A 13,491-nucleotide genomic window follows, 5' to 3' on the forward strand; every position below is an offset into this window, starting at 1 on the left:
ATGAAGATCCTCATTATTGAAGACGAACCATTGGTGGCAAAGGACCTTGAGAACCAGGTAAGAAAAATTCAGCCTGATGCTGAACTGATTGGGCCGTTGGTCAGCGTGCAAATGAGCAGGAAGTGGTTTAAGGAGAATCCCCTTCCGGACCTGATCCTTTCTGATATTCAGCTTTCAGATGGTATAAGTTTTGAGATTTTTGAATCGCTTCATATCACTTGTCCGATCATTTTCACAACTGCATATGACGAGTATGCTATTCGTGCATTTAAACTGAACAGCGTTGACTATTTATTAAAACCTGTTGATTCTAAAGAGTTGGAAAGTGCATTGAAAAAGTACAAGTCAATGGGTGTTGAAAGCACGTTGTCGGACCAACTTAAATCCATGATAAGTACATGGGGTAAGGATTCATCGAAACGTTATAAGGAGAGGTTCCTTTCGCTGCAGCGTAATACACTTGTTCCGGTCACTACTGCAGAGATAGCTTTTTTTCACAAGGAAGAGCTCATCTTCATTCACACGATGGGTAATGAAAAATTTATTGGAGAGCATCCAACACTTGATGAGATTGAAAATCTGCTGGATCCCGACAAGTTTTTCAGGGTGAATCGTCAGTTTATCATACACATCCAGAGTGTCGCCCGGATAAAGTCAACGCATAAGGGTATCAATGTTCAATTGAAAGCGCCATTTAATAATGAACTTGAGATCAGTCGCGAAAAAGCGGTAGCATTCAAGAAGTGGTTGGGATGATCTTATAATACGTTCAGGGAATCATACACAATCACCTTCCCCCACAGCATCGAGCAATTTTCTACAAACTTTTTATGGATAGGATGATCCTGGTAGATTTTCTGACCCGCTGCATCATCGAAGAACATAAGTTCTGAAACGCTGTAGCTGTTATCGACCACTTCACGCTTCTCCGTATCTGCAGGCAAGCCAATGTGAATCTGTCGAATGCTTTCAATTTTTTTTAATGTCTTGAGACCTTCAATGAGTTTATTACGGTCTTCGGTCGAAGAAGGATTCTTCAGCCAAAAGAAAACGTGGTGAGTAAGCATAGGATTATCTTTTTTTGATTTTGGAGAGAAGCTGCTGAGGAATGTCAAACCAGTAAAAGCTGACAGGATGGTTCCGATAAATGTCCTGCGGGATGGCTTCATAGTACAGATCGTTATCGGGCAAAACTAATTCGTTTTGAAGAAAGGCCTGAGGAACGCCTTTGAAAACAAGTGTTCTTTTTGGATTTGATGCCAAGAAGAAGTCAAGAATAACATTTAACTAACACTCGTTAACGCCTGAAAATGAAATTTTTATGGAAAAAGAATTGAAACTGATGCCTTTTTTTTCCAATCTTGTAGACACTCGATTTATATAATTGTGAAGTTGAACCGAATAAACATAGCATTGACATCATTCACCAACGGGATTAGTGCTCTCGTGGTGATTATTATCATCGTCATTCTGCAACCAGCGGGGTGGTGTTGATCTGATATTTGAACAGATTTTTCAACCGCCCCGACACAATCGGGGCGGTTTTGTTTTCTACAGGCAGGCACAAACTAACGATTGTTTTAAAAACATATGTATTACAACGAAAACACAGTTCTTTTCCTCGATGGAAAGTTCGTGAAGGCAGCAGAGGCGAAGATGGATTTGTTCAGTCAAACCCTTCATTACGGCTATGGCGCATTTGAAGGAATCCGTTCTTACCAGACCATTCATGGTGTAAAGATTTTTAAATCCCATGAGCATTTTGAAAGATTGAAAAAGAGTTGTGAACTCATTGGCATTCCATTAAGCTACAGTGTTGAAGAACTCACTCAACTTTCATATCAGGTACTTGAGAAAAATAACCTTTCTAATGCTTACCTGCGTCCCCTTGTATTTTGCAGTCCCAACATGTCTCTTGATGGACCGAAAGATGTGTCGATCATGATCACAGCCTGGGACTGGGGAAAATATTTCAGAAGTTCCTCATTACGCATTTGCGTTTCTACGGTTCAAAGACCGAACCCTAAATCTGTCAGGATGGAAGCAAAGGCCACCGGGCACTATGTCAATTCCATCATGGCTACTATGGAATCAAAGCAACGTGGCTTTGATGAAGCGTTGATGCTGGACATGAATGGATTTGTAGCAGAAGGTCCGGGAGCCAATTTCTTCTTTGAGAAGGATGGAGTGCTCTATACCCCACCGCTTGGAAATATTCTTCCAGGGATTACTCGTCAGACTGTAATTGAAATTTGTCACGAACTTGAAATACCTGTCGTTGAAAAGTATTTCAGACCGGAAGAATTGTTTGAGGCTGACAGCGCCTTTTTCTGTGGAACGGCAGCGGAAATAAATGCGATCGAATCAATTGAAGGACAGGCTTTCCATAAACTTTGGAAAAAATCTCTTGGGTCTGTCGTGCAGGAGGCATATCAAAGCATTGTGATGGACAAGAGTTATAGCTATGTGATTGTGTAAGATCACCAAAGCTTAGTCAAAAGAAAAAGAATATCAGGATCAAAAAAAATGGAAATCAATAAGTATAGCAAGACCATCACTCAGGATATGACACTGCCAGCGTCACAGGCAATGTTGTATGGAATTGGATTGACAGAACTTGATCTTAAAAAGGCACAAGTAGGAGTAGTAAGCACCGGATACGACGGCAACACCTGCAATATGCATCTGAACGCACTTGCGTTGGAAGTTAAGCAGGCAGTATGGGATCATGAACTTGTTGGATTGATATTCAATACGATTGGCGTAAGTGATGGTATTTCAAATGGCACGGAAGGAATGCGTTACTCTCTGGTCAGCAGAGAAGTAATTGCCGACTCTATTGAAACAGTTTGTGGCGCTCAATACTATGATGGACTTATAGCGGTTGTTGGTTGTGATAAAAACATGCCCGGTTCTGTGATGGCGATGGGAAGATTAAACCGTCCGGCAATTATGGTCTATGGTGGAACGATCGCAGGTGGTCATTGGAAAGGAAAGTCATTGAATATCATTTCGTCGTTTGAGGCATTGGGAGAAAAACTTTCCAACAAACTCTCAGATGAAGATTATAAGGGAATTATTCAGAATTCCTGCCCGGGTGCGGGAGCATGCGGAGGAATGTATACTGCTAACACCATGGCTTCCGCGATTGAAGCATTGGGAATGGCATTGCCATATTCTTCATCAAGTCCTGCACTTAGCAAAGAAAAATCAAATGAGTGCCGTGAAGCTGGACAAGCCATTCGTCATTTGTTAGAAAAAGATATTAAACCCCGTGATATCATGACGTTTGAGGCATTTGAGAATGCTATCACCATTGTCATGATTCTTGGCGGATCGACGAATGCTGTGTTGCACCTGATTGCTATGGCTAAGTCGGTTGGTGTAAAAATCAATCAGGAAGATTTTCAACGCATATCAGATAAGACTCCATTGTTAGCTGATCTGAAGCCAAGTGGAAAGTATCTGATGGAAGATCTGCATATGATTGGTGGTACTCCTCTTGTGATGAAGTATCTTCTTGATAAAGGATTTCTTCATGGTGATTGCATTACCGTGACCGGAAAAACAATTGCTGAAAATCTAAAAGATATTCCGGCATTGGATTTCGAAAAGCAGGATGTTATTTATCCTGTTGAGAAGGCTATCAAGAAAACAGGACATCTTCAGATTCTCTATGGAAATCTTGCCGAGAAGGGTTCGGTAGCAAAGATCACAGGAAAAGAAGGTGAAAGATTCAAGGGAACGGCGCGGGTCTTCAATGGAGAATTCGAATTGACTGCCGGAATACAATCCGGAAAAATAAAAGAAGGCGATGTAGTAGTGATTCGCAACGTGGGTCCTAAAGGCGCACCAGGTATGCCTGAAATGCTGAAGCCAACGAGTTTGATCATGGGTTCAGGATTAGGTAAGACAGTTGCACTGATCACAGATGGAAGATTCTCCGGTGGTTCTCATGGATTTGTTATCGGTCACATCACGCCAGAAGCATTTGATGGAGGTTTGATTGGATTGGTAGAAGATAATGACTGGATTGAGATCGATGTAAAAAAACGTCAACTCAATTTGCTGGTGGATGAGAAGACACTCGCTATCAGAAGGTCGCACTACCAGAAGCCTCCATTGCGTGTGACGAGTGGAGTACTTTATAAATATGCTAAACAAGTAAAAACAGCTGCAGATGGATGCGTTACTGACGAAGAGTAGATCGGGGTTGACGGCTGATCAGAAAAGAGAGGAATCTCTTCCAAAGCAAAAGATCTCCGGGTCAAAAGCTTTATTGCAAAGTCTTGTTTCCGAAAACGTGGATATTCTCTTTGGATATCCTGGCGGAGCAATCATGCCGGTGTATGATGCTTTGTATGATTTTTCAGATCAGCTGACACATATATTGGTGCGTCACGAGCAAGGAGCAGTACATGCTGCTCAGGGATATGCAAGAGTATCCGGAAAAGTAGGAGTGGCGTTGGCAACCTCTGGTCCCGGTGCAACAAATTTGGTTACAGGGCTTGCAGATGCATTGATAGACTCAACACCAATTGTATGTATTACGGGCCAGGTGTTTGCTCATTTATTGGGCACCGATGCATTTCAGGAAACGGATGTTGTTAATACGACTATCCCTGTAACGAAGTGGAACATCCAGGTTACAGAAGCTAAGGATATTGCTCCTGCCATTGCGAAAGCATTTTACATCGCGAAAAGCGGAAGACCCGGCCCTGTATTAATAGACATTACCAAGAATGCTCAGAATGAATTGATGGATGAGGTCGAATATAAAAAGTGTGAAAGCATAAGAACCTACCGACCGAGACCTTCCTTGCAACATTCGCAGGTGGAGGCCGCGACACAGTTAATTAATAATGCAAAGAAGCCTTACATTCTTGCGGGACAGGGAGTTTTACTTTCAGGTGCTACTCAGGAGCTTATTGCATTTTCAGAGAAGACTGGAATTCCGGTAGCGTGCACTCTTTTGGGTTTGGGGGGATTTCCAACCGATCATCCAAACTATGCAGGCTATCTTGGAATGCACGGAAATTATGGATCGAACGTAAACACCAATGAATGTGATGTATTGATTGGTCTTGGGATGCGATTTGATGATCGAGTTACCGGCAATGTGAGCAAGTATGCAAAGCAGGCAAAGATCATTCATATTGATATTGATAATTCAGAGATCAATAAGATCATACGAGCTGATGTATCAGTTCATGCAGATGCGAAAGAAGCCCTTATTGCATTGACTGAAAAGTGTCATGTGAATCGTCATGATTCATGGAGAGAGACCTTTCGCAACTTTGACAGAATTGAATATGAGAAGGTAATTCAAAAGGAGTTTAATCCTTCCGGTGAGTTGATGATGGCGGAGGTCATCAATCATCTTTCAAACCTTACAAAGGGAGAGTCCATTGTGGTGACGGATGTTGGTCAGCATCAAATGGTGACATCGCGTTATTATAAATTCAAAAGCCCAAGAACGAATGTTACTTCTGGTGGGGCAGGTACCATGGGCTTTGCACTTCCTGCGGCGATTGGCGCCAAACTTGCAATGCCGCATCAGCAAGTGGTAGCTGTGATCGGTGATGGAGGATACCAAATGACTATCCAGGAACTTGGTACAATCATGCAGTATAAAATACCGGTTAAAGTGCTGGTGTTGAATAACAACTTCCTGGGAATGGTTCGTCAATGGCAGCAACTTTTCCATCAGAAGCGCTATTCATTTACAGAGATGCAGAATCCTGATTTTATAAAAATCGCAGAAGCTTATAATGTTACTGCCCGAAAGGTTGAGAAGAGGGAAGATCTACAGGGTGCTTTGAAAGAAATGTTGGATGCTAAAACTTCTTATTTTCTGGAGGTGGTAGTTGGAAAGGAAGACAATGTATTTCCGATGATCCCAACAGGAGCAGGAGTGTCGGATATTTTACTCGAACAACCCAAATAGTATGAAGCAGGATTTCACATTGGAGCTTTCGTCCGACAATAATTTCTCTGTGCTGAATAGAATCATAAATATTCTTAACAGGAGAAGAGTAAGGGTGAAGAAAATGATGGCCTTTGAGAATGAGGATGATTTTCGTCGTGGCGGAATTATTATGCTTCTGTACACCACGCCTGACTTAATGGAGAAGGTAAAAGTGCAACTGGAAAAACTTATTGAGACCGATGAGGTGAATGTATTTGAAGGTAGTGCTTCTTACCTTGAATTCAGTGAAAGAATAATTGATGTAGACTAAAAATAAAAAAACAATAACTTTTTAAAACACGAACTATGGCAAAGATCAATTTTGGTGGCACAATGGAAGAGGTGGTAACACGGGAAGAATTTCCGATGGAAAAAGCATTGGAAGTTTTGCAAAAGGAAACCATTGCAATCATTGGATATGGAGTCCAAGGTCCGGCTCAGGCCCTCAATCTTCGCGACAATGGATTTAATGTGATTGTTGGTCAACGCAAAGGTTCCAAAACATGGAATAAAGCTGTAGAGCATGGCTGGATCCCGGGTGAAACTTTATTTGAAATTGAAGAAGCTGCCAAGCGCGGAACGATTCTTGAGTTCTTATTGTCTGATGCTGGTCAGATTGCTTTGTGGCCAACTATCAAACCTTATCTTACAAAAGGCAAAACACTTTACTTCTCTCATGGCTTTGGCATTACTTTCAAAGATCAAACGGGAATTATTCCTCCAGCGGATGTTGACGTTGTGCTTGCAGCTCCGAAAGGTTCCGGTACTTCTGTTCGCAGATTATTTTTGCAGGGTAAAGGAATTAATTCAAGCTATGCTGTTTTTCAGGATGCTTCCGGAAACGCTACAACGAAAGCAATTGCTCTTGGCATTGGTGTAGGCTCTGGTTACTTGTTCCAGACAGATTTCAAAAAAGAAGTGTACTCTGATTTGACAGGCGAACGTGGCACATTGATGGGTGCCATTGCTGGTATCTTTGAAGCTCAGTATGAAGTTTTGCGTTCAAAAGGACACACGCCTTCTGAGGCTTTCAACGAGACTGTTGAAGAATTGACACAGAGCTTAATGCCATTGGTAGCAGAGAATGGAATGGATTGGATGTATGCCAACTGTTCAACAACTGCTCAACGTGGTGCACTTGACTGGAAAAAGAAATTCAAAGCAGCGACATTACCTGTGTTCAAGGAGCTTTATGATAGCGTAGCGAGCGGTGCTGAAGCAAAACGTACAATTGAAACTTGCAGCAAACCGGATTATCGTGAAAAGCTTGCAGAAGAATTGAAAGAAGTTCGTGAAAGCGAATTATGGCAGGCAGGTGCAGCGGTCAGAGCATTGCGCCCGGAAAAAGAAAAAGTAGCCGCCAGCATGATCAACTAATCATTAACGTTTAGTTACCAACCAAGAACATAATCTGTAAAATGCAATCGACCGTAAAACAAACACTCGACATCAACTCCGCATACGAGGTGCTAAAGAGTGTTGTATTAAAGACTCCCCTTCAGTATCATCGCAAACTATCAGAAAAGTTTGGTGCTGAAATTTATCTGAAGAGGGAAGATCTTCAGGTCGTTCGCTCATATAAGATTAGAGGTGCTTATAATTTAATTCAAAGTCTAACGCCTGAGCAACGTAAACGCGGAGTTGTTTGTGCCAGTGCTGGAAACCATGCACAAGGAGTTGCCTTCTCTTGTAAGGAACTTGATATAAAAGGTGTCATCTATATGCCGGCAATAACTCCGAAGCAGAAGATTAATCAGGTAAAAATGTTTGGTGGCAGCAATATCGAAATTGTTCTCATTGGAGACACGTTTGATGAATGCCAGGCCCATGCTCTTGAGTATGTTGATGCACATAAAAGTGTATTTATTCCTCCTTTTGATCATGTTAAAGTCATGGAGGGGCAGGGCACTGTTGCAAAGGAAATCCTTGAAGAGCAGTCCAATATTGACTTTGTATTTGTTCCGATTGGTGGTGGTGGTTTGTGTGCAGGTTTGGGAACTTACTTTCAGACTTATTCACCTCAAACAAAAATTATTGGTGTTGAACCTCAGGGAGCGCCTTCGATGAAGGAGGCTTTAAAAGCAGGCAAGCCGGTGGTTCTTGATTCTATTCAGAGGTTTGTGGACGGTGCTTCTGTAAAGAAAGTGGGTGATTTTACTTTTCCGATATGTAAGGAAGTATTATCTGATATGTTGCTCGTTCCGGAAGGAAAAGCAAGTTCCACTATTCTTCAATTATACAATGAGGATGCAATCGTAGCGGAGCCTGCTGGTGCTCTATCGATTGCTGCATTGGATCAGTATGCAGATCAACTGAAGGGTAAAAAGGCGGTTTGCATTCTTAGTGGGGGTAATAATGACATCGATCGTATGCAGGAGATCAAAGAGCGGTCTCTTTTGTTCGAAGGATTAAAGCACTATTTCATTGTTCGTTTCGCGCAACGTCCGGGAGCTTTAAAAGAGTTTGTTAATCATATCCTTGGTCCAAATGATGATATTGTTCGCTTTGAATTCATTCAAAAGCATAACAAGGAAACCGGTCCTGCTTTGATTGGAATCGAAGTTAAGTCGAAAGAAGATTTTACCTTGCTGATCGACCGGATGAATAGTCACAAGTTGAATTATACACTTGTGAATCAAAATGAAAATCTGTTTGAGTATTTGGTATAGCCAGTTGATTCGACTCTATATAAATAGAAAAGGCGCCTCCATAAAACGGAAGCGCCTTTATTTTAAAGCCACTTAGATTTAGATTATTTCTCCCCCATTTTAATCTTCTCAACAAGAGCATCAGCATAAGTCTCCATTGCTTTCTTTGCTGCTGTCTTATATTTATCTCTGGTAGTTTGAATCAACACAGGAGTGAGTTCTTTTCTGAAAGCGAATTGTTTGGCGACACCGCTTCTAGCCTTTGAAACATCTTCTGTCATTGACTCAGCATATTTTGTGTGTGATTCAATATCGTTCCACATCATCAGGAATTCGAGGCCACCTTTTTTCGTTGAGAACAGGGTGAATGTCTTCTCAGTATTTCCTACTCTCATTTCGGGATTGATGGCCCATGTATATTTCTTTTTGCTGGATGCAGGACGATACCAGCCGTTACCCAGATCCTGAGCGGCCACTGACTTGATGTCAAGGTTTACCATAACATCAGCAAAGTCAACCGTTAATTTGAAAAATGCAGCTACAGCATCCAGGTCTTTGGAGAAATCTATCGCGCGTTTTCCTTTACCGAACGCAAAGCCTGTCATTCCCTGATGTAATTGCTTGCCTCCAAGCGCCGTCACAGTCACCCATTCCTGGCCGCCTCCTTTTTCTTCCTTGAAATCTTTGTTATCCTCACTCTCATCAACTTTTAGATAGAAGTCATGCGCAGTAATGTTGTTCCAGCTCACAGTATCTATTCCGATTGATTTGAATTGTTTTTGCAGATAGTAATAGAAGTAATCTGTGATCTCCTGATATTCCTTTTGAGTCATATCACCGTCCGTAAACTCCATGTAAGCTGATACTCTTGCGCCAGCAATATCCCGGTTTCCACCTTTAGCCTGAGCAATCGTCTTTGCTGTAGTGGTCAGTTTGTAGGTTACTGTCAATTGAGCCAAGGCAAGTCTCTTCATATCGAAGAGGATCTTTGACTTTTCCACTTTGAATTTATCTGATTCTCTTTTTTCTACCACTGCGCCTTTGCCTTTTTTCTGAGCGAACGTCAGCGTGGCGCCTAAAGCAATAATTGCGATGAGGCTTAAAATCTTTTTCATAAGGGTTGAGTTTTTTTTATTGTAAATGTGGTTGAAGAAGCTGCGGAGAGCAATACGCAGAGTATCGTATTTGAATAATCAGGATGTTGGGATCCCATTTAAGGAGTTACATATGAGATATCAGCGGTCATTGCATGATTGTAAGCCGTGTATATACCAGCTTTATGCTTTTGGGGTGGAGCAGGATATTCTTAAACTATTTTGTGCTGTATTGCCTTCTGTACGGCATCTACCTTATTATGCACCTGAAGTTTGCGGTAGACATTTTCAATGTGCTTGCGGACCGTTCCGTAACTGATGAAGAGATTTTCGCCAATGCGCTCATAGCTTAAGCCAGCCTTCAATTGTTCAAGGATTTCAATCTCTCTTTTTGTAAGATCAATGACTTCCTGATTTACAGATTGCTTTAACGGACCCCCACTTACCATCATTTTCAATACTCGTGCAGCGATTCCGGCAGACATTCCTGCACCGCCTTCCATAGTTTCAAGAATGGCTTGATGAATTTTTGTTCCCTTCTCATCTTTTAGCAAATATCCGTCAGCACCTGCCCGGATCGATTCGAAAATGTTATCATCATCCTCAAAAATTGTGAGCATAAGAATCTTAATTCCCGGATAATCTTTTTTTACTCTTCGCGTAGTTTCAATTCCATTGAGGATTGGCATTTCGATGTCCATAAGTATGACATCCACTCTGCCTGACCCAGGAATTTTGTCAATCAGATCGCTTCCATTATTGGCCGTCACGCATGCCTGAATGTTACTCATGCTTTTTATTTTTTCCAGGATGACATTCAATGCAAATGAATTATCCTCAGCTATTGCTACGCGGATGGCAGGTGTACTCATTTGTGAATTGTTAGTGTAAAAAAGCTTTTCAAAATTATCTTATTGCATTCCGGCCACCATACGCAGAAATGCGGATTTAATCCAGTGGTAATGTTAAAACAATGCTTGTACCCTGTTTTTTTTCAGATTTTATACTGATAGTTCCCTTTGCGTTGCTAGCATGCAATTGCATGTTTTTTAAACCGTTTCCGTCTCCGGAAGTATTCTGATCAAATCCATTGCCATCATCTGATATGGTGAGCTGAAGATCATTATCAGAAGAAGATGTCAGATTGATATTGATATGATGTGCTCCTGAGTGTTTAATGGCGTTGCTCACTGCCTCTTGGGCAACTCTGAAAATGGCCGCTGCCTTTGGTGAAGGAATAATGTTGGATGGATCAGCATTCAGGACCATATCGATGGTTAATGTCGCCGACTGATTCAAAAAGTTGAAGTATTCTTTCAACTTGAGCTGAAGTTCTTCCAGGTTTACATTGTCTTTATTGATGAACCATACTGTTCTTCTTAATTCATGCAATGTATTTTTTGCAAACAGGGACAATTGTTCTGCTTTTTCGCTGGATTCGGGTGCAGATCTTTCAGCCAGATTTTCGGTAGCCGTGTATAAAAACAGAAGCCTTGAACCGATGTTATCATGAAGATCCCTGGAAATCCGAAGCCTGTCCTGATGTAATTCATTCTCAAGTTTTGCTTCTGCAAGCTTTAGCTGAAACTCTGATTCCTGTTTGAGCTTCTTTCTTCGGGCCAGTTGATTTTGATAAATGAGAACTCCAAGGATCAGCAGGAAGAGGGTTGCCGATGCAAGTGAGAGCACCTGAATATTTCTTTGTTCCAACTCAAGTGCATTGGTGGCAAGCAGAACTTTTTGCTGAGAGAGTTCAAGTTCTTTTGCTTCGCTTTCATACTTGACCTCTAGTTCGAAAATGGTTTTTGTTTTGCTTTCTTCAAACAAGCTATCTTTTAAGGACATGTACTTTTGCTGATATCGATAGGCCTCCTTGTAATCGCCAAGTTCTTTTGCAATGCGCGACATGGCATTGTAGGAATCGCGGACCATTTCCTTTGCTCCGATCTTCTCAGCAGAGGCAATGGCTTTATCGGCAAAAAGTTTTGCTTCTGAAACTTTATGGTTTTTGAGGTAGAAGAAAACGAGATTCTTACTGTTGTAAGCAGCCTCATATTGATTGTCAAATTTTAAGTGCTCATTATATGCCTGTCGGTAATACCCTTCCGCCTTGTCTGGTTGATGTAAACTATCGTAGGCAATGGCCATATTGCCAAGGGTATATGGGACATATCGGGTGTAGCCCAATTCTTCATATCCTTTCTTTGCAATCAGGGAATAGTCTATTGACTTTTGATATTCTTTAGTCTGTAAGAGAACAGAACCAATATTTCCTGAAGTTACAGTGATGCCAAAAGATGAGTTGAGTTTTTTATAGAGTTCAAGGGCAGTAGTATAGTATTCGAGTACTTTGTCGTATTGCTTCTGTTTTTTATAAACGATTCCAATGTTGCTGAGGATATAAGCCTGTATGGTAACTGCTCCTGTTTTCTGAGCCATCTGGAGACCTTTGAAATAGGATTGAAGTGCTTTGTCATAATCTCCTTTTTCATCATAAATAATTCCTATGTTGTTTAGAACATTAGGCATGCTTAGAGAGTCATCCTTAGAGCTTGTTTCAATGGATTGATTCAGATAGTAGAGGGCACTATCATATTCACCGGATGCCTGCTTAGCACTTCCAAGACTATTGAAAGCTTTTGAGATGAATTTTTGATTGCGTTTTTGTTTCGCCAGGTAAAGAGCCCGGCGTGCAAACATAATCGCTGAATCAACATTACTGTTTTTGTAGATCCAGCTCAGTTCATTCAAGGCGATCATTTTACTGGAATCGTTTCCGGTAGAAAACAAATTGTTCAGGCTGTCTATTTGTTTCTTTTGCCCAAGCAAACTTTCACAGAAAATAACCAGAAAGGTTACTGTCAGTAATGTTGTTAGGACACGGGGAGGTCGAATGCAATCCATTTCACATTCAATTTATAATTTTTTCCAGTTTATTAATGATTGAGGAGTCGTGATCCCGTATCTTAGGAAAGATATTTTTATCAGGTAATCTGTAATTATGGCACAAGGTCTTCTGATTGACATGGATGGAGTGGTTTACGGCGGTGATCTCATGATCCCCGGCGCGGATGTATTTATTAAAAGTCTTGTCACGGCAAATATTCCATTTAGTTTCATGACCAACAACAGTCAGCGGACACGACTGGAAGCCGTTCGAAAGCTTCATAAACTGGGTATGGATGTAACTGAAAAGCACATATATACCAGTGCTATGGCAACGGGAAAATTTCTTTCAACACAGATCCCCAATGGTACTGCTTATGTTTTAGGAGAAGGGGGATTGCTGACAAGCCTTCATGAAAACGGCATTACGCTTATTGATACTGATCCCGATTTCGTGGTGCTCGGTGAAGGGAGAAATTTCACGCTTGAAATGGTGCAGCGTGCTGTTGACATGATATTGGCCGGAGCGAAATTTATAACCACGAATCGTGATCCCTCTCCCAAGAAGAAAGGTTGGGCGAATCTTGGAATTGCAGCAACCACTGCTATGATTGAAGAAGCAACTGGTATTGAAGCATTTGTTATTGGTAAGCCCAGTCCTGTAATGATGCGATATGCCCGAAAGTCATTAGGATTGGAAGCGGCAGAGACTACCATTATTGGCGATACAATGGAGACAGATATCCGCGGGGGTGTTCAGATGGGATATAAGACAATTCTTGTCCTCAGTGGAATTACAAAGAAAGATCATTTGAGCCGATATGCCTTCAAGCCTGACATGGTGGTTGAATCAGTAAGCGAGATAAAGTTTCCATTACCATGGTGGTAAATCACA

At 41.5% G+C, this 13,491-nt stretch carries 12 protein-coding genes; 8 read left to right on the forward strand and 4 right to left on the reverse strand.

The features are described 5' to 3' along the window. The gene (locus HOP08_12935) at positions 1 to 756 is read left to right on the forward strand and encodes a response regulator transcription factor (GenBank protein ID NOT75823.1); all 756 of its coding nucleotides are present in this window, start codon (positions 1 to 3) and stop codon (positions 754 to 756) included. 2 nt (positions 757 to 758) lie between these two features. Here the strand turns inward: HOP08_12935 and HOP08_12940 are convergent, their stop codons facing one another. Then, positions 759 to 1,169, reverse strand: coding sequence for a Dabb family protein (locus HOP08_12940; protein NOT75824.1), 411 nt, complete (start codon positions 1,167 to 1,169; stop codon positions 759 to 761). Positions 1,170 to 1,590: 421 nt separating this feature from the next. Between HOP08_12940 and HOP08_12945 the strand changes: the two genes are divergently transcribed. The 6 genes from HOP08_12945 to ilvA are packed head-to-tail and all read left to right on the forward strand — an operon-like array spanning position 1,591 to position 8,637. After that, the gene (locus HOP08_12945; GenBank protein NOT75825.1) at positions 1,591 to 2,478 is read left to right on the forward strand and encodes a branched-chain amino acid transaminase; all 888 of its coding nucleotides are present in this window, start codon (positions 1,591 to 1,593) and stop codon (positions 2,476 to 2,478) included. A 48-nt stretch (positions 2,479 to 2,526) separates the two neighbouring features. Further along, on the forward strand, positions 2,527 to 4,206 hold the full coding sequence (gene ilvD, locus HOP08_12950) for a dihydroxy-acid dehydratase (GenBank protein NOT75826.1): 1,680 nt from the start codon (positions 2,527 to 2,529) through the stop codon (positions 4,204 to 4,206). After that, on the forward strand, positions 4,181 to 5,947 hold the full coding sequence (gene ilvB / locus HOP08_12955) for a biosynthetic-type acetolactate synthase large subunit (GenBank protein ID NOT75827.1): 1,767 nt from the start codon (positions 4,181 to 4,183) through the stop codon (positions 5,945 to 5,947). Before ilvD ends, ilvB begins: the two co-directional genes overlap by 26 nt. A gap of 1 nt (position 5,948) precedes the next feature. Then, positions 5,949 to 6,239, forward strand: a complete 291-nt coding sequence (locus HOP08_12960; GenBank protein NOT75828.1) for a hypothetical protein — start codon at positions 5,949 to 5,951, stop codon at positions 6,237 to 6,239. A gap of 35 nt (positions 6,240 to 6,274) precedes the next feature. Next, complete coding sequence (ilvC, locus tag HOP08_12965) at positions 6,275 to 7,345, forward strand: ketol-acid reductoisomerase (GenBank protein NOT75829.1); 1,071 nt, start codon at positions 6,275 to 6,277, stop codon at positions 7,343 to 7,345. 41 nt (positions 7,346 to 7,386) lie between these two features. Beyond that, entirely contained in the window at positions 7,387 to 8,637 is a 1,251-nt protein-coding gene (ilvA, locus tag HOP08_12970) for a threonine ammonia-lyase IlvA (protein NOT75830.1), read from the forward strand. An 83-nt stretch (positions 8,638 to 8,720) separates the two neighbouring features. On the opposite strand, the gene HOP08_12975 is transcribed toward ilvA, so the two are convergent. The 3 genes from HOP08_12975 to HOP08_12985 all read right to left on the reverse strand — a co-directional run bounded on the left by HOP08_12975 (position 8,721) and on the right by HOP08_12985 (position 12,614). Further along, complete coding sequence (locus HOP08_12975) at positions 8,721 to 9,731, reverse strand: hypothetical protein (GenBank protein NOT75831.1); 1,011 nt, start codon at positions 9,729 to 9,731, stop codon at positions 8,721 to 8,723. 191 nt (positions 9,732 to 9,922) lie between these two features. Continuing rightward, positions 9,923 to 10,582 (reverse strand): response regulator transcription factor, encoded by a 660-nt coding sequence (locus HOP08_12980; protein NOT75832.1) that lies wholly within the window; start codon positions 10,580 to 10,582, stop codon positions 9,923 to 9,925. A 76-nt stretch (positions 10,583 to 10,658) separates the two neighbouring features. Next, positions 10,659 to 12,614, reverse strand: a complete 1,956-nt coding sequence (locus tag HOP08_12985; protein NOT75833.1) for a tetratricopeptide repeat protein — start codon at positions 12,612 to 12,614, stop codon at positions 10,659 to 10,661. Between the two features lie 97 nt (positions 12,615 to 12,711). On the opposite strand from HOP08_12985, the gene HOP08_12990 reads away from it, so the two are divergent. Then, positions 12,712 to 13,485 carry an HAD-IIA family hydrolase gene (locus HOP08_12990; GenBank protein NOT75834.1) on the forward strand — a complete coding sequence of 258 codons (774 nt, stop codon included), beginning with the start codon at positions 12,712 to 12,714 and terminating at the stop codon, positions 13,483 to 13,485. Positions 13,486 to 13,491: the final 6 nt, after the last annotated feature.

Source organism: Cyclobacteriaceae bacterium (assembly GCA_013141055.1).
Taxonomy (GTDB): Bacteria; Bacteroidota; Bacteroidia; order Cytophagales; family Cyclobacteriaceae; genus ELB16-189.